General features: G+C 74.3%; 16 protein-coding genes and 2 pseudogenes. 16 read left to right on the forward strand and 2 right to left on the reverse strand.

Translation table 11 applies throughout. From position 1 onward, the window contains the following. The first annotated feature begins 86 nt into the window (after positions 1-86). Complete coding sequence (locus EAO77_RS16660) at positions 87-866, forward strand: exodeoxyribonuclease III (RefSeq protein ID WP_147988741.1); 780 nt, start codon at positions 87-89, stop codon at positions 864-866. 58 nt (positions 867-924) lie between these two features. Continuing rightward, positions 925-1287 (forward strand): annotated as a pseudogene (locus tag EAO77_RS39470) (DUF6278 family protein); the annotation flags it as partial. On the opposite strand, the pseudogene EAO77_RS40050 reads toward EAO77_RS39470, so the two are convergent. Then, a pseudogene (locus EAO77_RS40050) lies at positions 1250-1435 on the reverse strand (MBL fold metallo-hydrolase); the annotation flags it as partial. The pseudogenes EAO77_RS39470 and EAO77_RS40050 overlap by 38 nt on opposite strands. 330 nt (positions 1436-1765) lie before the next feature. On the opposite strand from EAO77_RS40050, the gene ggt reads away from it, so the two are divergent. Continuing rightward, entirely contained in the window at positions 1766-3589 is a 1824-nt protein-coding gene (gene ggt, locus EAO77_RS16675) for a gamma-glutamyltransferase (RefSeq protein WP_147988742.1), read from the forward strand. A gap of 149 nt (positions 3590-3738) precedes the next feature. Further along, positions 3739-4479: a glycoside hydrolase family 75 protein gene (locus EAO77_RS16680; protein ID WP_261993934.1), complete on the forward strand. Its 741-nt coding sequence runs from the start codon at positions 3739-3741 to the stop codon at positions 4477-4479. Between the two features lie 73 nt (positions 4480-4552). Here the strand turns inward: EAO77_RS16680 and map are convergent, their stop codons facing one another. Then, positions 4553-5320, reverse strand: a complete 768-nt coding sequence (gene map, locus EAO77_RS16685; RefSeq protein ID WP_147988743.1) for a type I methionyl aminopeptidase — start codon at positions 5318-5320, stop codon at positions 4553-4555. A gap of 64 nt (positions 5321-5384) precedes the next feature. Between map and EAO77_RS16690 the strand changes: the two genes are divergently transcribed. The 12 genes from EAO77_RS16690 to EAO77_RS16745 all read left to right on the forward strand — a co-directional run. Then, on the forward strand, positions 5385-5660 hold the full coding sequence (locus tag EAO77_RS16690) for a helix-turn-helix domain-containing protein (RefSeq protein WP_147988744.1): 276 nt from the start codon (positions 5385-5387) through the stop codon (positions 5658-5660). A 10-nt stretch (positions 5661-5670) separates the two neighbouring features. Next, a complete protein-coding gene (locus tag EAO77_RS16695) occupies positions 5671-6051 on the forward strand; it encodes a PPOX class F420-dependent oxidoreductase (protein WP_147988745.1) in 381 nt (126 codons plus the stop codon). A gap of 95 nt (positions 6052-6146) precedes the next feature. Next, positions 6147-7436 (forward strand): hypothetical protein, encoded by a 1290-nt coding sequence (locus EAO77_RS16700; RefSeq protein ID WP_187283232.1) that lies wholly within the window; start codon positions 6147-6149, stop codon positions 7434-7436. Between the two features lie 242 nt (positions 7437-7678). After that, complete coding sequence (locus tag EAO77_RS16705) at positions 7679-8521, forward strand: nitrilase-related carbon-nitrogen hydrolase (RefSeq protein WP_147988746.1); 843 nt, start codon at positions 7679-7681, stop codon at positions 8519-8521. Continuing rightward, on the forward strand, positions 8518-9798 hold the full coding sequence (locus EAO77_RS16710; protein ID WP_147988747.1) for an aspartate aminotransferase family protein: 1281 nt from the start codon (positions 8518-8520) through the stop codon (positions 9796-9798). Before EAO77_RS16705 ends, EAO77_RS16710 begins: the two co-directional genes overlap by 4 nt. 9 nt (positions 9799-9807) lie before the next feature. Beyond that, the gene (gene hydA / locus EAO77_RS16715) at positions 9808-11211 is read left to right on the forward strand and encodes a dihydropyrimidinase (RefSeq protein ID WP_147988748.1); all 1404 of its coding nucleotides are present in this window, start codon (positions 9808-9810) and stop codon (positions 11209-11211) included. Positions 11212-11222: 11 nt separating this feature from the next. Further along, a complete protein-coding gene (locus tag EAO77_RS16720) occupies positions 11223-12224 on the forward strand; it encodes a TIGR03842 family LLM class F420-dependent oxidoreductase (RefSeq protein WP_147988749.1) in 1002 nt (333 codons plus the stop codon). A gap of 22 nt (positions 12225-12246) precedes the next feature. After that, the gene (locus EAO77_RS16725; RefSeq protein ID WP_147988750.1) at positions 12247-13776 is read left to right on the forward strand and encodes an NCS1 family nucleobase:cation symporter-1; all 1530 of its coding nucleotides are present in this window, start codon (positions 12247-12249) and stop codon (positions 13774-13776) included. 170 nt (positions 13777-13946) lie between these two features. Beyond that, positions 13947-14570, forward strand: a complete 624-nt coding sequence (locus tag EAO77_RS16730) for a TetR/AcrR family transcriptional regulator (RefSeq protein WP_147988751.1) — start codon at positions 13947-13949, stop codon at positions 14568-14570. A gap of 20 nt (positions 14571-14590) precedes the next feature. Continuing rightward, the gene (locus EAO77_RS16735) at positions 14591-15247 is read left to right on the forward strand and encodes a M15 family metallopeptidase (protein ID WP_147988752.1); all 657 of its coding nucleotides are present in this window, start codon (positions 14591-14593) and stop codon (positions 15245-15247) included. A gap of 131 nt (positions 15248-15378) precedes the next feature. Continuing rightward, positions 15379-18069, forward strand: coding sequence for a LuxR C-terminal-related transcriptional regulator (locus EAO77_RS16740; RefSeq protein WP_410088494.1), 2691 nt, complete (start codon positions 15379-15381; stop codon positions 18067-18069). 152 nt (positions 18070-18221) lie between these two features. Further along, a partial coding sequence (locus EAO77_RS16745; protein ID WP_147989180.1) for an MFS transporter occupies positions 18222-19567 on the forward strand: 1346 nt, incomplete at its 3' end.

A 19567-nucleotide genomic window follows, 5' to 3' on the forward strand; every position in this document is an offset into this window, starting at 1 on the left:
CGCCGCCCCGCCCCGCCCGGCCCGGTGCGCGGGGCGCCCCGGCCGTCGTACGCGGGAGTGTCGGACCCCGCCAGTAGGCTTGCGGCATGCGTATCGCCACATGGAACGTCAACTCGATCACCGCCCGGCTGCCGCGCCTGCTGGCCTGGCTGGAGAGCAGCGGCACGGACGTGCTCTGCGTCCAGGAGACCAAGTGCACCGAGGAGCAGTTCCCGGCCGACGCCCTGCGTGAGCTGGGCTACGAGTCCGCCGTCCACGCGACCGGCCGGTGGAACGGCGTGGCGATCCTGTCCCGGGTCGGGCTCGACGACGTCGTCAAGGGCCTCCCCGGCGGCCCGCAGTACGAGGGTGTCCAGGAGCCGAGGGCACTCTCGGCGACCTGCGGCCCCGCCCGCGTCTGGTCCGTCTACGTCCCGAACGGCCGGGAGGTCGCGCACGACCACTACGGCTACAAGCTGCACTGGCTGGAGGCGCTGTCCGCGGCCGTCGCCGAGGACGCGGCGGGCGACCGGCCGTTCGCCGTCATGGGCGACTACAACATCGCCCCCACCGACGACGACGTGTGGGACACCGCCGCCTTCGAGGGCCTCACCCATGTCACCGCGCCCGAGCGCGCCGCGCTCGAGGCACTGCGCGAGCGCGGCCTGAGCGACGTCGTCCCGCGCCCCCTGAAGTACGAGCACCCCTTCACGTACTGGGACTACCGGCAGCTGTGCTTCCCGAAGAACCGCGGCATGCGCATCGACCTCGTCTACGGCAACGCGGCGTTCGCCGGTGCGGTCAAGGACAGTTACGTCGACCGCGAGGAGCGCAAGGGCAAGGGGGCGTCCGACCACGCACCGGTCGTTGTCGATCTGGACACCTGAGATTCGCCGGAGCGCGCCCTGTGGTGCACCTGGCCGCAGGGATGCGAGGCTGAACGGTATGAACATCCCTTTCTTGGACAACTGGCTCAGGCGCCACGCCGACGACGGGGAGCGCGACGGGCCCGTCACGGCGCAGGACCGCGACCCGGAGCGCGCCGAGGCGATCACCGAGCTGCTGTCCGAGTGCGAGCTGCTGCGGGCGCGGGCCGCGCAGTCCGGTCTCGAACTGGACGACTCCCCGGGGTCGTTGTCGGCGCTGGACCAGCTCCCGCCGCGCTGGCGCGACGACCCCGAGGAACTGCCCTGGCTGGGCAACGACGCGGGTCTCTACCTGGGCACCGTGATCGTGCGCACCGTCCCCGGGGCGGCCTGGCACATCTGGCCGGGCGGTCACCCCGTGGTCCGGCTCGCCTCCGGCCGTGCACCTCGACGGAGAAGCCGGCGGCCTCGAAGGAGTCGCCGTCGCCGACGGTGTGCACCCGGCCGACGAAGGCGGGCGACATGCGTTCGGCGACGCTGCGCAGGGTCCACAGCTCGGCCTCCGGATTCGCCTCCAGTGCCGCCCGCAGCGTCCGAGGGCCCACCCGGGCTTGCGCCCGCCGCGCCGGCCGCAAGCCCGGGTGGGCCCTCGGACTTCGGCCGCGGTGCGGGGCAGGCAGGGCGGGGCCACGCATTCGAGACCCGCACCGGACGACGCACCGCGGGGGACGGGCCCCGGCCGCGGCGTCCGCCGTCGGCCGCCGTACCCGCCCGGGTCGCGGTGCCCGCCCCGGCCGCGGCCGTCCGCCCCGCCGCCGCGGACGTACCCGCGCCGCGGGCGCGACACCGGCCGAGGCGGTCCTGACGCCCGGCCCGCGCCGACGTTACGCTGCGCGGACCCATCCACACTGGAGGTACGCATGCGCCGTCCCGCCGTACGGAATGTGGCGGTACCGGCCGTTCTCGCGGCCGTTGTCTCGATCGGCGCGGCCACGCCGCCGACCCACGCGCCCCCCGCGGCACGGCCCGCCGCCGAGGCCCCGGCGAAGACGCCCGTGGCCGTCGGCCACGGAGGCGCGGTGGCCAGCGTCGACCGGGACGCCTCGGCGGCGGGGATCGAGGTGCTGCGCCGCGGCGGGAACGCGGTGGACGCGGCCGTCGCCACGGCGGCCGCCCTCGGGGTCACCGAGCCGTACTCCGCCGGCATCGGCGGAGGCGGGTACTTCGTCCACTACGACGCCCGGTCCCGCACCGTGCACACCGTCGACGGCCGCGAGACGGCGCCCCGTTCGGCCGACTCCTCGCTCTTCCTGGAGGACGGCCGGCCCATCCCGTTCGCCGAGGCGATGACGTCCGGGCGCTCGGTCGGCACCCCGGGCACTCCGGCGACCTGGGAGACCGTCCTCGACGCCTGGGGCAGCCGGCCCCTCGGGCGGCTGCTGGAGCCCGCCGAACGGCTGGCCGAGCGGGGCTTCACCGTCGACGCCACCTTCCGTTCCCAGACCCAGGCCAACCAGGACCGCTTCGCCGACTTCCCCGCCAGCGCCGAACTCTTCCTGCCCGGCGGCCGGTTGCCCGACGTCGGCGCCACCTTCCGCAACCCCGACCTGGCCCGGACCTACCGGGAACTCGGCCGTCACGGCGCCGGCGCGCTCTACCGGGGCCCGATCGCCGACGACATCGTCCGCACCGTCCAGGACCCGCCCGTCGCCGCCGGAGCCACCCGCCGGGTCCGCTCGGGCGACCTGACCCGGCGCGACCTGAGGTCCTACGAAACGATCCGGCGCGCCCCCACCAAGGTCTCGTACCGGGGTCTGGACGTGTACGGCATGGCGCCCTCCTCGTCGGGCGGCACGAGTGTCGGCGAGGCGCTCAACATCCTGGAGCGCCGCGACCTCTCCGGGGCCGACCGGGCGGAGTACTTCCACGCGTTCATCGAGGCCAGCCGGATCGCCTTCGCGGACCGGGGACGATGGGTCGGCGACCCCGCCTTCGAGGACGTGCCCGTCCAGGGGCTGCTGTCCCAGCGGTTCGCGGACGCGCGGGGCTGCCTGATCAAGGACGACGCGGTCCTCACGAGCCCCCTCGCGCCGGGTGACCCGCGCCGGCCGGCGGACTGCGGCACGGGCGGGCGCGCGGCGCCCACCACGTACGAGGGCGAGAACACCACGCATCTGACCACCGCCGACAAGTGGGGCAACGTCGTCGCCTACACGCTGACCATCGAGTCGACGGGCGGCAGCGGGATCACCGTGCCGGGGCGCGGCTTCCTGCTCAACAACGAGTTGACCGACTTCTCGTTCGCGCCCGCGGACCCGGCCGTCCACGACCCGAACCTGCCCGGACCGGGCAAGCGGCCGCGGTCCTCCATCTCGCCGACCATCGTCCTGGACCGGAACGACCGGCCCGTGCTGGCGCTCGGTTCACCCGGCGGCGCGACGATCATCACCACCGTGCTCCAGACCCTGACGGGCCATCTCGACCGCGGGCTGCCCCTCGTCGACGCCATCGCGGCCCCGCGGGCCAGCCAGCGCAACCAGGCCACCACCGAACTGGAACCGGCCCTGTGGGACGACGCCGCACTGCGCGGGCGGCTGGAGGCCATCGGCCACGCCTTCCGGCTGAACCCGGAGATCGGGGCGGCCACCGGTATCCAGCGCCTGCCCGACGGCCGCCTGGTCGCGGCGGCCGAGAAGGTGCGCCGCGGCGGCGGCTCGGCGATGGTCGTCCACCCGACGGGCTGACCGGGACCGGACCGTCCACGGCCCGCGGGCGCCCCGTCCGTGACGGCCCCTCACCGGCGCCGCCCGCCGGACCTCACCCGTCCGGCGGGCGGCGCGGAGGGGGCCGGGGCGGGCGGGGGTAGGGAGCCCTCCGACAGAAAGGCTCCCTCGTGCGCAAGCGAATCTCCGTTCTGGCCATGGTCGCCGGATGTGCCGTCGCCGCGGCGGCACTGCCCGCCGCCGCGGACACCCCGGCCGCCCCACCGCCGACGACGCGGACGCCGGCCTCGGCGCCCCCCTCGGAGGGGAAGGTGCCGGCCGACCGCCTGCTGTCCGCGCTCGGCGGCTGCGAGCAGGTCTCGAAAGGCGGGTACCGCACCGACCGGGGGGCTCCGGCGAACATTCCCGTCTGCGAGCGGGACGGCGTGGTGCACTGGACCGCCGATCTCGACATCGACTGCGACGGGGTGCCCACGACCCACTGCAACAGCCGCACCGACCGGTACTTCCAGCCCACCACGGCCTTCCAGCAGTCCGACGGCAGGCATCTCAACGCCGAGGAGCTGCCGTTCGTCGTGGTGCCGGGCGTGAGCGGCGTGTGGAACCACCGGTCCTCCGGGGTCCGGGGCGGGAGCGTCGCGGCGCTGGTGTACCGGGGCAGGGTCGTCTACGCGGTCGTCGGCGACACGGGCCCCGCCGACATCATCGGCGAGGCGTCGTACGCCGCGGCGCAGGCGCTCGGCATCGACCCGCACCCCACGACGGGCGGCGCCCCCTCGGGGATCACGTACGTCCTCTTCACCGGGGCCCGCGCGCAGCCGATCGAGAGCCGTACGGCGGCGGTCTCCCTCGGCGAGGCGCACGCCGCGCGGCTGGTCGCCTCGGCCGCCGCGTCCGGCGCGGGCGGCTGACGCGGGGGGCCGGTCCCGGGGGCCGGGGTGCGTCCGCCGCCGGTGTGCGGGCTCGTGCTTCCGCGCGGGGTGTTCAGAGCACGGTCAGGATCCGCGGTCCGTCGGCGGTGACGGCGACGGTGTGCTCGGCGTGGGCGGCGCGGCTGCCGTCGTTGGTGCGCATCGTCCAGCCGTCGCGGGCCGTGTGGAAGTCGTCGCCGCCGCCGGCGATGACCATCGGCTCGATGGCGAGGACCATCCCGTGCCGCAGCCGCATCCCGCGGCCCGGCCGCCCCTCGTTCGGCACACCGGGGTCCTCGTGCATCCGGCGGCCGATGCCGTGGCCGCCGAAGCCGTCGGGGATGCCGTAGCCCGCCGCGCGGCACACACTGCCGACGGCGTGGGCGATGTCGCCGATCCGGTTGCCGACGACGGCGGCCCGGATCCCGGCGGCGAGGGCCTCCTCGGCGGTCCGGATCAGCCGGGTGTCGGCGGGACGCGCCCGGCCCACCGTGAACGTGACCGCCGCGTCCCCGGCCCAGCCGTCCAGGATCGCGCCGCAGTCGATGCTCACCACGTCTCCGTCGCCCAGCCGCCGGTCGCCCGGGATGCCGTGCACGATCTCGTCGTTGACGGACACGCAGAGGACGGCGGGGAAGGGGACGGGCGCCCAGTCGGGGTGATAGCCGAGGAACGGGGACCCGGCCCCTGCCTTGTCGAGCACCGCGCGGGCGGCCGCATCCAGGTCACGCACCGACACCCCCACCGCGGCCGCCTCGCGGGCCGCCGCCAGGGCCTGGGCCACGACGCGGCCCGATTCACGCATCGCGTCCATGGACGCGTCTGTCTTGATCTCCACCATACCAATTACTATACCGGTTGAACCGGTATTCAAATACCGCCCGGTCCGGGATTAGAATACCGGCATGGTGCGCACCCCCCTCACCCCCGAAGAGCACGAACGCGGCGAGCGTCTCGGTCGGCTGCTGCGCGAGGCGCGCGGCGGCCGCAGCATGACGGACGTCGCCGCCGCCGCGGGCCTCTCCGCCGAGACCCTGCGCAAGATCGAGACGGGCCGTGCCCCGACACCCGCGTTCTTCACCGTCGCCGCCCTCGCCGGCGCACTCGGGCTGTCGATGGACGACCTGCTCGTGCGCTGCGCCCCGGTGCCCGCTCTGGGGGCGGGGGACCGGGCCGCGTAGCCTCGGCGGCATGAGCGCAGAGATCTTCGCCGCGGCCCGGTACATCAGCCTCACCACCTACCGCCGCGACGGCACGCCGGTGGCCACACCGGTCTGGTTCGCCGTGGACGGGGGCGAGGTGTTCGTCTGGACCCGCTCCGACTCCTGGAAGGTCAAGCGCCTCCGCAACGACAGCCGGGTGCGGGTCACCGTGTGCGACGCCCGCGGCCGGATCGAGGAAGGTGCGCCCACGGCGGAGGGGACGGCCCGGCTGATCGGCGCGGACGGGCTGCGCGGGGTCCGCAGGCTGCTGTCCCGCAAGTACACCTGGCAGTTCTGGCTCGTGGACCGGCCCGCGACCGTCGCCCGGCTGGGCAAGCGGCCGCACACCGGCATCGTGGTCACCTTCTGAACAGCGCGGCCGTCTGCCGAAAACTGCGCGTAGCCGTGTCGTAACACGCGTGCGGTCGAATACCCACCGGTTGTTCCCCCGACTGGCAGGTGGCGATGACGGTGCATCGACTTCCGTACGAGGCAGGGGAGTTCGCCCGGTATCTCGCGGATCTCTGCGGCCGGATCGACCGGAGCGACGGTTGGTTCGCGATCTTCTGGCAGCGTGATCCCGAGGGCATGAGCGCGTGCCTGGACGGCGTCGAGATCCCGCCCTGGGACGTGGTCGAGTCGCTCCTCCACGACCTCGCCGCCGTGACCGGAGCCGTGTACGCGGAGCAGGAGTCGGCACGTGCCCGCGCCCTGCACACCGCCGCCGCGACGGCGCACGACCTGCTGCCCGGCGGCCTCGAGGCGCTCCGGGAACGGCTGGAGCTGATGCGCCGCGAGGAGTCGTACGCGAAGGGCAGGGCCCGGGAGCTGCTGCGGCTGCTCGCCGCGGAGCCCGGGCGCGGCCCCGGGGCGGAACGCCTCACCCATGAACTGGCCTGGACGCGCGACGACCACGCCCGGGCGATGGCCCGCATCGCCGAGCTGACCTCCCGTCTGGAACGCGCCCGCCCACCTGCCGCTCCCACGGCGGACCCCGACCGGCCACCGGCCCCGGGGGCGGCGGGGAACGCCGCCGCCACGACGGCCAGGGCCGCCAAGGCGCGGCGGCGCGGCGGCGCCCGGTTCGCGGGCGCCGAGGACGACGACGGCGGTGCCGTCGCCGTGCCCGTCCTCCCCGTCGCCCAGGACCTGCCCCGGGGCGCCCGCTACGGCGGAGTCCCCCCGGCGCCGGCCCCGGCGGCCGCCCCCGCACCGGACCCCGCGGACGCCGTTCTGGCGGCCCGGGAGACCGTCGCCGCCCTCGGCCGCCTGCGCGCCGAGGGCCGCGGGGGAGAGGCGCACGTCGTGCTCTGCGAGGCGGCGGCCCGGCCCGGGTCGTGGCTGCCCGCGCTCGGCGCCCGACTGGAGCGCTCCGGGCTCGGCGCCGACTGGACCACCTTGCTGTGGGAGGTGGCTTCGCAGCCCGCCGCCCGGGTGGCCGCGGCAGCCGACGCGCTCGCCCGGGCGGGCCGCCACGACGACGGCCGGCTGCTGCTCCGGCAGGGCGTCGCCCGCCCCGCCGGCGAGATCGCCGACACCGTGATGGCGCTGGAGGACGAGGGCATGGCGCCCCGCGCCGGCGCGCTGCTCGCCGCCTACGTCGAGGTCCGCAGCCCCGAGGACACGGCCAGGGTCGCCGAACGCGACCCCTTCCGCCTGGTCCCGCGCCTGCTGGCGGCGGCGCGTGCCGTCTCCCCGTCCCGCGAACGCGACCTGATCCACGCCCTCCGCGTCGCCGGTCACCTGGCCGGCTGACCCCCGCCCCGCCGGCCCGCGCCCTGCGTGCGGGCGCCCGCGGTGTGCGACCCGCGCGGGGCCGCACACCCCCTTCGGGTGGAAATCGCTTCGAAATCGACCGCGTGAGTGCGAAACATGATCGACTCTGCGGGTTGACGGCGATGGTCTTGCCCCCGTGTGTGACGAGGCTTACGTTCTCCTCCTACGTATTGCGTCTACGTGCGTAGAGGCTCTCTGGCGTCCCGTCGAAGGAGCAGCTCATGGCCCATGTCGTCCGCGCCGCCCTGGTCCAGGCCACCTGGACCGGCGACACCGAATCCATGATCGCCAAGCATGAGGAGCACGCCCGGGAGGCGGCCCGGCAAGGGGCCGGGGTCATCGGCTTCCAGGAGGTCTTCAACGCCCCGTACTTCTGCCAGGTGCAGGACCCGGAGCACTACCGCTGGGCCGAGCCCGTCCCGGACGGGCCCACCGTCCGCAGGATGCAGGAACTCGCCCGCGAGACCGGCATGGTGATCGTGGTCCCGGTCTTCGAGGTCGAGGAGGCCGGTTTCTACTACAACACCGCCGCCGTGATCGACGCCGACGGCAGCTACCTCGGCAAGTACCGCAAGCACCACATCCCGCAGGTCAAGGGCTTCTGGGAGAAGTACTACTTCAGGCCGGGCAACGCCGGCTGGCCGGTCTTCGAGACCGCCGTCGGCAAGGTCGGCGTCTACATCTGCTACGACCGGCACTTCCCGGAGGGCTGGCGCCAGCTCGGCCTCGGCGGGGCGCAGCTCGTCTACAACCCGTCCGCCACGCACCGCGGACTCTCCTCCTACCTGTGGCAGCTGGAGCAGCCGGCGGCGGCCGTCGCCAACGAGTACTACGTCGCCGCCATCAACCGCGTCGGCATCGAGGAGTACGGCGACAACGACTTCTACGGCACCAGCTACTTCGTCGACCCGCGCGGCCAGTTCGTCGGCGACGTCGCCAGCGACAAGGAGGAGGAACTGCTCGTCCGCGACCTCGACTTCGACCTGATCGAGACCGTGCGGCAGCAGTGGGCCTTCTACCGCGACCGCCGCCCCGACGCCTACGAAGGGCTCGTGCAGCCGTGACCGACCTCCACGCCCGGCACAAGGCCGTCCTGCCCGAGTGGCTCGCCCTCTACTACGGCAGCCCCATCGAGATCACCCACGGCGAGGGCCGCCATGTCTGGGACGCCGACGGCAACCGCTACCTGGACTTCTTCGGCGGCATCCTCACCACCATGACCGCCCACGCACTGCCCGAGGTGACCAAGGCGGTCGCCGAACAGGCCGGACGGATCATCCACTCCTCCACCCTCTACCTGAACCGCCCCATGGTGGAGCTCGCCGAGCGGATCGCCACGCTCTCCGGCATCCCCGACGCCCGCGTCTTCTTCACCACCTCCGGCACCGAGGCCAACGACACCGCCCTGCTGCTGGCCACCACGTACCGCCGCTCCCAGCAGATCCTGGCGATGCGCAACAGCTACCACGGGCGCTCCTTCTCCACGGTCTCCGTCACCGGCAACAAGGCGTGGTCCCCGACCGGTCTGTCCCCGCTCCAGACGCTCTACGTGCACGGCGGCGTGCGCACCCGGGGCCCGTTCGCCGCTCTGAGCGACGCGCGTTTCACCGAGGCGTGCGTGGCGGACCTGGAGGACCTGCTCGGCCACACCCGGGACGTCGCCGCGCTGATCGCCGAACCGGTGCAGGGCGTCGGCGGGTTCACCTCGCCGCCCGACGGGCTCTACGCGGCGTTCCGGGAGGTCCTGTCCCGCCACGGCATCCTGTGGATCTCCGACGAGGTGCAGACCGGCTGGGGCCGCACCGGCGAGCACTTCTGGGGCTGGCAGGCCCACGCCGAGAACGGGCCGCCGGACATCCTCACCTTCGCCAAGGGCATCGGCAACGGCATGTCGGTCGGCGGAGTCGTCGCCCGCGCCGAGGTCATGAACTGCCTCGACGCCAACTCCATCTCCACCTTCGGCGGTTCGCCCGTCACCATGGCCGCCGGCCTCGCCAACCTCGGCCACCTCCTGGAGCACGACCTCCAGGGCAACGCCCGCCGCGTCGGCGGGCTCCTCATCGAACGCCTCCGCGCCATCGGCGCGGCCGTCCCCGCCGTGCGGGAGGTGCGCGGGCGCGGTCTGATGATCGGCGTCGAACTGGTGAAGCCGGGCACCGACGAGGCCGACCCCAAGGCGGCCGGCAAGGTCCTGGAAGCCGCGCGCGACAGCGGCCTGCTGATCGGCAAGGGCGGCGGCCACGACACCAGCGTGCTGCGCATCGCGCCGCCGCTGTCCCTGACCGTCGCCGAGGCGGAGGAGGGCGCGTCCCTCCTCGAACACGCCCTGCGCTCCATCTAGGGGGAGACCATGAGCACCCGCACCCTGATCCGCGGCGGCCTCGTCGTCACCGCCGCCGACGAGGTCCACGCCGACGTCCTCGTCGACGACGGCCGCATCGCGGCGCTCGCCGCCCACGGCACCACCGTCGCCGAGGGCTGGACGGCCGACCGCGTCATCGACGCCACCGGCAAGTACGTCGTCCCCGGCGGCGTCGACGCCCATACCCACATGGAGCTGCCGTTCGGCGGCACCTTCGCCTCCGACACCTTCGAGACCGGCACCCGGGCCGCGGCCTGGGGCGGCACCACCACCATCGTCGACTTCGCCGTGCAGACCAGGGGACGCGCGCTGCGCGAGGGCCTGGACGCCTGGCACGCCAAGGCCGACGGCACATGCGCGATCGACTACGCGTTCCACATGATCCTCTCCGACGTGAACGAGTCCTCACTGAAGGAGATGGACCTGCTGGTGGAGGAGGGCGTCACCTCCTTCAAGCTGTTCATGGCCTACCCCGGCGTCTTCTACAGCGACGACGGCCAGATCCTGCGCGCCATGCAGCGGTCCGCCGCCAACGGCGGGCTGATCATGATGCACGCGGAGAACGGCATCGCCATCGACGTCCTCGTCGAGCAGGCCCTGGCCCGCGGCGAGACCGACCCCCGCCACCACGGCGAGGTCCGCAAGGTGCTGCTGGAGGCCGAGGCCACCCACCGCGCCGTCCAGCTCGCCCGGGTCGCCGGGGCGCCCCTCTACGTGGTGCACGTGTCCGCCGAGGAGGCCGTCGCCGAGATCGCCGCCGCCCGCGACAAGGGCCTGCCCGTCTTCGGCGAGACCTGCCCGCAGTACCTGTTCCTGTCGACGGACAACCTGGCCGAGCCGGACTTCGAGGGGGCCAAGTACGTCTGCTCCACCCCGCTGCGGCCCAAGGAGCACCAGGCCGCGCTCTGGCGCGGACTGCGCACCGACGACCTCCAGGTGGTCTCCACCGACCACTGCCCGTTCTGCTTCTCCGGCCAGAAGGACCTCGGCCGCGGCGACTTCTCCAAGATCCCCAACGGCCTGCCGGGCGTGGAGAACAGGATGGACCTCCTCCATCAGGCGGTCGTCGACGGGCACATCTCCCGGCGCCGCTGGATCGAGATCGCCTGCGCCGCGCCGGCCCGCATGTTCGGCCTGTACCCGAAGAAGGGCACCATCGCTCCCGGCGCCGACGCGGACGTGGTCGTCTACGACCCGCACGCCGTCCAGACCCTCTCCGCCGCGACCCACCACATGAACGTCGACTACTCCGCGTACGAGGGCCGCACCGTCACCGGTCAGGTCGAGACCGTGCTGTCGCGCGGCGAGGTCGTCGTCGACCGGCGCACCTGGACGGGCCGCGCCGGACACGGCCTCTACACCCCCCGCTCCACCTGCCAGTATCTCGACTAGGAGGTCACCGAGTGGACTTCGGACTCGTCCTTCAGACCGACCCGCCCGCGTCCGAGGTCGTCGGACTGATGCGGCGCGCTGAGCGCAACGGCTTCCGCTACGGCTGGACCTTCGACTCCGCCGTGCTGTGGCAGGAGCCGTTCGTCATCTACAGCCGCGTCCTGGAGCACACCGAGAAGCTGATCGTCGGCCCGATGGTCACCAACCCCGGCACCCGCACCTGGGAGGTGACCGCCTCCACGTTCGCCACCCTCAACTCGATGTACGGCAACCGGACGGTGTGCGGCATCGGTCGCGGCGACTCGGCCATGCGGGTCGCCGGACGCAGACCCAACACCCTCGCGCGGGTCGGCGAGGCGATCGGCGTCATCAGGGACCTCGCGGAGGGCCGCGAGGCCGAGGTGGACGGACAGCTCCTGCGGCTGCCGTGGGTGCAGGACGGGAAACTGCCCGTGTGGATGGCCGCGTACGGGCCCAAGGCGCTCGCGCTCGCCGGGCAGAAGGCGGACGGCTTCATCCTCCAGCTCGCCGACCCCTATCTGACCGAATGGATGGTCAAGGCCGTCCGGACCGCGGCCGCGGACGCCGGACGCGACCCCGCCTCGGTCACGATCTGCGTCGCGGCCCCCGCGTACGTCGGCGACGACCTCGCGCACGCCCGGGACCAGTGCCGCTGGTTCGGCGGGATGGTCGGCAACCATGTCGCCGACCTCGTCTCCCGTTACGGCGAGCACTCGCAGCTGGTCCCCGAGGCGCTCACCGCCTACATCAAGGAACGGCACGGCTACGACTACAGCCACCACGGCCGCGCGGGGAACCCGTCGACCGACTTCGTCCCCGACGAGATCGTCGACCGCTTCTGCCTCCTCGGCCCCGCCGAGGCGCACATCGAGAAGCTCCGGGCACTGCGCGAGCTGGGCGTCGACCAGTTCGCCGTCTACGACATGCACGACGCGAAGGAAGCGACGATCGACGCCTACGGCGCGCAGATCATTCCCGCACTCACCAGATGACACGTCGCCGAAGGGACCCCGCATGACGACGACCGTCCCGCCCGTGCCCTCCGAAGGACCGATACCCGACCCGGCGGGACGCGTCGAACTCCCGCCGGGCACCCGTCCCCCGGACGGCCGCTTCGTCAACGACGACCTGCTGCCCGTCCCCGTCGCCGAACGCCGCTGGACCACCTACAACTTCGCCGCGCTGTGGGTGGGCATGGCCCACAACATCCCCTCCTGGCTGCTGGCGTCGGGGCTCGTCGCCCTCGGCATGGACTGGAAACAGGCCGTGTTCACCATCGCCCTGGCCAACGTCATCGTGCTGGCGCCGATGCTGCTGACCGGCCACGCGGGTCCCCGCTACGGCATCCCGTTCCCCGTCCTCGCGCGGGCCTCCTTCGGTCTGCGCGGCGCCAACCTGCCCGCGATGATCCGGGCCGGGGTCGCCTGCGCGTGGTTCGGCATCCAGACCTGGATCGGCGGCCAGGGCATCTTCGTCCTGCTCGGCAAGATCTTCGGCGGCTGGGCGGAGGCCTCCGAGATCGGCGGACAGCCCTGGACCCTGTGGCTCTGCTTCGTCCTCTTCTGGGCGCTCGAACTCGCCATCATCCACCGCGGCATGGAGGCACTGCGGCGCTTCGAGAACTGGGCGGCCCCGTTCGTCATCGTCGGCGCGGTGGTGCTGCTCGTCTGGATCGCGGTCAAGGCCGGCGGCTTCGGCCCGCTGCTCGACCAGCCGTCCGAGCTGGGCTGGGGCGCCGACTTCTGGCCCGTCTTCTTCCCCTCCCTGATGGGCATGATCGCCTTCTGGTCCACCCTGTCGCTCAACATCCCCGACTTCACCCGCTTCGGGGCGGGGCAGCGGGCACAGGTGTGGGGCCAGACGCTGGGGCTGCCGACCACGATGACCCTGTTCGCGCTGCTCTCGGTGTTCGTCACCTCCGGCTCCCAGGCGGTGTACGGCGCGGCGATCTGGGACCCGGTCGAGCTCGCCGCCAAGACGGACAACGTCTTCGGCCTGCTCTTCGCCCTGGTGACCGTCCTCGTCGCCACCATCTCCGTGAACATCGCGGCGAACGTCGTCTCGCCCGCCTACGACCTGGCCAACCTGGCGCCGAAGCTGATCACCTTCCGCACCGGTGCGCTGATCACCGGCGTCGTCGGCGTGGTCATCATGCCGTGGAAGCTCACCGAGACGCCCGAGCTGTACATCTTCACCTGGCTCGGAGTCGTCGGCGGGCTCCTCGGGACGGTCGCCGGCATCCTCATCGCCGACTACTGGCTCGTCCGCCGCACCGTCCTCGACCTCCCCGGGCTCTACACCCCCGGCGGGCCCTACTGGTACACCGGCGGCTGGAACCTCCGTGCCGTCGCCGCGTTCGCCGTCGGGGGAGCCCTCGCCGTGGGCGGCTCCCACTCGGCGCCGGGCAAGGGCCCCTTCCCCGAGGACGGACTGATCCCGTTCCTCCGCCCGCTCGCCGACTACGGCTGGGCGGTGGGCCTCGCGGCCTCGCTGCTGCTGTACCTCGCCCTGATGGCCCCCCGTCGCCGGGGCGCGCCCGCGTGAGACAGCGGCGGGCCGGTGGGGGCGCCTGCTGCCGGGGCGGGTGCGCCCCGCCGCCGCCCGCCTGCTCCCCGCACCCGTGAGCGTCGACTTCGCGTCGTATCCGGCCGTTCCGGTGGCGCGTGTGACACCTGCGCCTCCGGGCGGGGCACGGGCGGTGGAAGACTGCCGCCATGCCCACCGCCACCCGGTCCGCTCCCGTCCGGCAGCGCATCATCGAGGCCGTGCTGCACCTCATCCGCCGGGACGGCGTCGCGGCGGTCACCAACCGGCTGATCGCCGAGGAGGCCGGTGTCTCGCTCGGCTCCGTGACCTACCACTTCGCCACCCAGCACGAACTGCTCCGCGAGGCGCTGCTGCACTTCGCCCGGGACGAGAGCCGGCGCTTCACCGCGCTCTCCGAGGAGTACACGGGCGCGGACACGACGGGCGGCGAGGTGCTCACCGGCCGGGGCGGGGACGGCGCCGCCCCCGCCTGCGGGGACATCGCCACCTTCGCGCTGTACGTCGAGGCGGGGCGCGACGAGCGGCTGCGGCCGGCGGCCGCCGAGGCGTTCACCGCGTACGACCGGCTGGCGGCGCGGATACTCGCCGGCCTCGGCGTCCCCGACCCCGAACCCCACGCGGCCGCGGCCGTCGCCCTCGTGATGGGACTGCACCTGCGCCGCCTCGCCACCGGCAGCCCGGAGGAGGCCCTGGTCGACGCCGTCCTGCTCCTCGCACGCGGCGCGGCGGTCCCCGCCGGGGAGTGCGGGGCGGCTCTCGGCGGGCCGGCCGCCGCGTTGCCGGGCCCCTGACCCGGAATTAGCCTGAACGGGTGCAGAGCGCCCGCCGGTGCGCCGTGCCCGGTCTCGCCCTGGGGCTGTTGTTCGGCCTGCTTCCCCTCGGCGCCGCCGCGGGCGACGCGCCCCGCCTGGCGGCCACCGTGGGCGACGTGCCCCCCGCCCTTCTCGGCGCGAGCCACCGGCCCGGCTGCCCGGTCCCGTCCGAGCGGCTGCGGCTGATCACGATGAACCACTGGGGGTTCGACGGGCGGGTCCACCGGGGCGAGATGGTCGTCCATCAGGACGCCGTCCGGCCGGTGCTGGACATCTTCGAGGCGGCCTTCGACGACCGCTTCCCCATCCGCCGGATGCGCGCGACGGCCCACTACGACGGCGACGACCACCGGGCCATGGCCGACGACAACACGTCCGCCTACAACTGCCGCGGGGTGACCGGGGACGAGGAGCACCTCTCGCGCCACGCGTACGGCGACGCCGTCGACATCAACCCGCGCGAGAACCCCTACGTCGACCGCTCGGGCGCGGTCCATCCGCCGGGCGCCCGCGACCGGCTGGACCGCGAGCCCCCGGCCGAGGGGATGCTGGTGGCGGGCGACGCCGTCACCCGGGCGATCGAGGAAGCCGGCTGGCAATGGGGCGGGCACTGGTCGCCGCCCGACTACCAGCACTTCTCGTCGGACGGGACGTGACAGGCGGCCCGCCCCCGGGGCCGCTGCCGCCGGCGCCCCGGGGACGAACCCCGCGCGGCGCGGCGCCCGTCCCGGACGGACAATGGCATACGGGTGGGCGGCGCCGCCGCCCACGGCCACCGGAACGATCCGTGGTGGTGACCGCTGTGACGCTGCGTGAAGACGTCGTCGACCCGGAACGCCCCGGCCCGGGCGTGGACCCCTCCGGTGCCCCGTTCCTGCGCGCCCGCCTCTGCCTGCCCAGGCGGCCCGCGACCTATCTGCGCCGCGCGCGCCTGGCCGGAGCCCTCGACCGGGCCGCCCGCGCCCCGCTGACCGTGGTGAACGGCTCGGCCGGCGCGGGCAAGACGCTGCTCGTCGCCGACTGGGCCGCCGGACTCGACGGGCCGGTCGCCTGGATGACGTGCGACCCGGCCGACCGGGCCCCCGGCGTGTTCTGGGCGTACGTGCGCGAGGCGCTGCGCGGCGCCGACCCGACGGCGATGTCCGAGGTGCGCTGCCCGGCGGAGGCGGGCCGGGTGGACCGCAGGCTCCTCGCCCGTCTCGCGATCGCCCTCGCCGGCCGGGAACGCCCCGTGGTCCTCGTGCTCGACGAGTTCGAGCGCGTGACCGCCCCGGAGATCGCGGAGCAGCTGCGCTTTGTGCTGCACAACGCCGGCTCCGGACTCCGGCTGGTCCTGGTCACCCGCAGCGAGCCGCTGCTGCCGATGCACCGGTACCGGGCGTCCGGCGAGATGGCCGAGATCCGCAACGTGGATCTCGCCTTCACCCCCGGTGAGGCCGGCGACCTCCTCGCCCTGCACGGCCTGTCCCTGCCGGGCAGCACGGTGGGCGGCCTGGTGCGGCGGACACAGGGGTGGGCGGCCGGCATCAGGCTGTGCGCCCTGGCCGCCCGGCAGCGCCCCGACGCGGAGACCTACCTCAAGGAGTTCGAGGCGGGCCGCAGCACCGTCGCCGACTTCCTGCTCGCCGAGGTGCTCGACGGCCAGAGCCCCGCACGGCAGGAGATCCTCCTGCGGGTCAGCATCCTGGACAGGTTCTGCCCCGAACTGGTCGACGCGCTGACACTGCGCACCGACGCGGGGGCCGCCCTCGCCGCACTGCACCGGGAGAACGCCTTCGTCCAGCACCTCGGCCACTCCTGGTACAGCCTGCACCCCCTGTTCGCGGAGATCCTCCGGGTCCATCTGCGCGAGCGCCGCCCCGGCCTCGAACCGGAACTGCGGCGCCGGGCGGCGCGCTGGCTGCGCGGATCCGGGGCACTCGCCGAAGCGCTCGCCCAGGGCGCCGCCGCCGGCGACTGGGACTTCACCGCCGGCGCCCTCGTCGGCGACCTCGCGATCGGACAGCTCTTCACCGGCCTGCGCTCCCAGCACCTGTGCGGCCTCTTCGCGGGGATGGGCCCCGAGGCCACCGGCCCGGCGCCGGACCTCGTCCGCGCGGCGCTCGATCTCTCACGCCGCGACGTCGCCCACGGCCTGGCCTCCCTGCGCCGTGCCGAGGAGGCGCTGCCCGGCGACGGCGGGGCCGGACCGGCGGCCGCCGTGCTCAGCTCCGCCCTGCTCCAGGCCCTCGCCGCACGGCTCGCCGGTTCGCCGGCCGACGCCGAGCACGCGGCACGGGTCGCGGAGGGCGCGTGGCAGGACGTGCCGGCGCAGCTCCTGGAGGCACATCCGGAACTGAACGCCCTGCTGCTGACCCACCTGGGCTCCGCCCGTCTGTGGGCCGGGGACTTCGACGCCGCCCGTGCGGCCCTGGCGCCCGTCGCCGCGTCCCCGCCGACCGCGTCGACGGCCCTGCCGCGGCTGGAGGCCCTGGGCCGGCTCGCCCTGATCGACCACCTGACCGGCTGGAACGACCGGGCCCGGCACAAGGCCCTGGCCGCCGCCGAGGAGGCGGAACGCCAGGGGCTGCCCGAGCGCGCCGGCTCCCTCGTCGGCCGGCTGGTCCTCGCCGCCGTCTGTGTCGAGCGCGACGAACTCGACCGCGCCGAGGACCTCCTCGACGGCGCCGGCGACGACACCGCGCTCGCCGGCGACCCGGTGACCGCCGCCTTCCTGGCCGTCGTGCGGGGCCGCCTGCGGCTGGCGAGGGGCGACCTCCGGGGCGCCCGTCCGGCGGCCGTCCCCGCCGCCGTGCCCTCGCCCTGGGCCGAGGAGCACACCGCCGTCGTGGCCGCCGCCGCCCACCTCGCCCAGGGGCGGGCCGAACAGGCGGTACGGGTCCTGGAGGGTGCCCCGGGCGGACGGACGGTCCGCGCGGTCGAGACGGCCCGGGCGCTGCTGGCGGCGGGCCGCGCCGACGAGGCGCGGGACCTGATCGAGCATTTGCCCCGCCCGGACCGGCCCGGGCCGGCCGTGACCGTACGGATCACCCTGGTGCGGGCGCAGGCCGCACACCGCGCCGGAGAGGCGGGCGTGGCCCGGCGGCTGGTGGCGCAGGCGCTGCTCGACGCCCGGCGCGAGCAGCTGCGGCGGCCGTTCCTGGATGCCGGCCCCTGGATCCGCCCGCTGCTCAGGAACAGCCCCCGGCTCCACCGGCTCGCCGAGGGCTGGCTGACCACCGCCCCCGGCACCGGCGGCAAGGCCGTGACCCGGCCGCCGGCGGAGCGGCCCGCACCGCTCGTCCCGGAGACGCTGAGCGGGCGCGAGCGCGAGGTGCTGGAACGGCTGGCCCGGATGATGTCCACCCAGGAGATCGCCGCGGACCTGCACGTCTCCGTGAACACGGTGAAGACCCACCTCAAGAGCCTCTACCGCAAGCTGGGCGTCAACCGGCGCACCGAGGCGGTCCGCAGGGCGCGCGATCTGAGCCTGCTGTGACGGGGCGGCCGGCCCGGCGCCGCGGGTGCCGTCTCGCCCCTGACGGGTGAGGCGGCCGGCCGCCCGGCCTGGTGGGATCGGCAGGGCGGCGGGGCCGCGCCCGGACACCGGGCCGGCCCGGCGACGTCGGACACGGTGGCGAGGTGGACACGGTGAGGCACTGGCGCGCACTGATCGTCCTCGGGACGGCACAGTTCCTGATGGTGCTCGACACCTCGGTGATGAACGTGTCGATCAGCCGGCTCGTCGAGGACTTCGACACCGAGGTCACCGCCATCCAGGCGGTCATCACGCTGTACGCCCTGGTCATGGCCGCGTTCATGATCACCGGTGGCCGGCTGGGCGACATCTTCGGCCGCCGCCGCGTCTTCCTCGTCGGCATGGCCGTGTACGGCGCGGGGTCCGCCGTGACGGCCGCGGCGCCCACCCTCGGGGTCCTCGCCCTCGGCTGGTCCGTCGTCGAGGGCATCGGGGCGGCCCTGGTCCTGCCGAACATGGCCGCGCTGGTCGCCGAGTCCTACCGGGGACGGGACCGCACGGTCGCCTACGGCGTCATCGGCGGACTGGCCGGCGCCGGCATCGCGGTGGGCCCGCTGCTGGGCGGCTGGACGACGACCTACCTGACCTGGCGGCTCGTCTTCGTCGGCGAGGTCGTCGTCGTCCTGGCCGTGCTCCTCCTGCGCGGAGCGGTCGTCGAGCGGCCGCGGGCGGGCCGCCCGCCCCGGCTGGACGGGGTGGGAGCCGCGCTCTCGGCGGCCGGGCTCACCCTCGGCGTGCTCGGTGTGCTCCAGAGCGGCACCTGGGGATGGGTCGAGCCCCGGAACGCCCCGTTCACCGTCCTCGGCTTCGCCCCGACGCTCTTCGTGATCGCCGCCGGAGGCGTCGTCCTGGCGTTCTTCCGCGTCTGGGAACGGCGCCGGGAGACCAGGGGGCAGGACCCCCTGGTGCATCTCGCCCTGCTGGGCAGGCCGCCGCTGCGTGCGGGGCTGATGGCGCTGCTGAGCCAGAACCTCATCCTGCTCGGCCTGTTCTTCGCCATCCCCCTGTACCTCCAGGTCGTGCAGGGTTTCGACGCCTTCGAGACCGGGCTGCGGCTGCTGCCCGTCTCCGTCACCATGCTCGTGGCCTCCCTGGCCGGTTCCCGGCTCGGCAGACGGGCCGGCCCGCGCCGGGTGGTCCGCGTCGCCCTGCTGACGCTCCTCGCATCCGTGGTGTGGCTGCTGGCCACCATCGACCCGGTGATCGACGACGGCTCCTTCCTCGGCGCCATGGCCCTGCTCGGCGCCGGGATGGGGCTGCTCGCCTCGCAGCTCGGCGACGTGGTGCAGTCGGGTGCCGGCGACGCCGAGCGGAGCGAGGTGGGAGGGCTGCAGTTCACCGCGCAGAACCTGGGCTCCTCGCTCGGCACGGCCTTCATCGGCTCCCTGCTCATCGGCGCCCTGGCCACCGCCTTCGCCACCCGTGTCGAGGACGATCCGCGGATCTCGGACGCGGCCCG

The organism is Streptomyces sp. T39, assembly GCF_008042045.1.
Taxonomy (GTDB): Bacteria; Actinomycetota; Actinomycetes; order Streptomycetales; family Streptomycetaceae; genus Streptomyces.

Bases quoted from the DNA above. Each gene is read 5' to 3' on its own strand.
- EAO77_RS16660 (WP_147988741.1), top strand. From the start codon at position 87: ATGCGTATCGCCACATGGAACGTCAACTCGATCACCGCCCGGCTGCCG.
- ggt (WP_147988742.1), top strand. From the start codon at position 1,766: ATGCGCCGTCCCGCCGTACGGAATGTGGCGGTACCGGCCGTTCTCGCG.
- map (WP_147988743.1), bottom strand. From the start codon at position 5,320: ATGGTGGAGATCAAGACAGACGCGTCCATGGACGCGATGCGTGAATCG.
- EAO77_RS16690 (WP_147988744.1), top strand. From the start codon at position 5,385: ATGGTGCGCACCCCCCTCACCCCCGAAGAGCACGAACGCGGCGAGCGT.
- EAO77_RS16695 (WP_147988745.1), top strand. From the start codon at position 5,671: ATGAGCGCAGAGATCTTCGCCGCGGCCCGGTACATCAGCCTCACCACC.
- EAO77_RS16700 (WP_187283232.1), top strand. From the start codon at position 6,147: ATGACGGTGCATCGACTTCCGTACGAGGCAGGGGAGTTCGCCCGGTAT.
- EAO77_RS16705 (WP_147988746.1), top strand. From the start codon at position 7,679: ATGGCCCATGTCGTCCGCGCCGCCCTGGTCCAGGCCACCTGGACCGGC.
- hydA (WP_147988748.1), top strand. From the start codon at position 9,808: ATGAGCACCCGCACCCTGATCCGCGGCGGCCTCGTCGTCACCGCCGCC.
- EAO77_RS16725 (WP_147988750.1), top strand. From the start codon at position 12,247: ATGACGACGACCGTCCCGCCCGTGCCCTCCGAAGGACCGATACCCGAC.
- EAO77_RS16730 (WP_147988751.1), top strand. From the start codon at position 13,947: ATGCCCACCGCCACCCGGTCCGCTCCCGTCCGGCAGCGCATCATCGAG.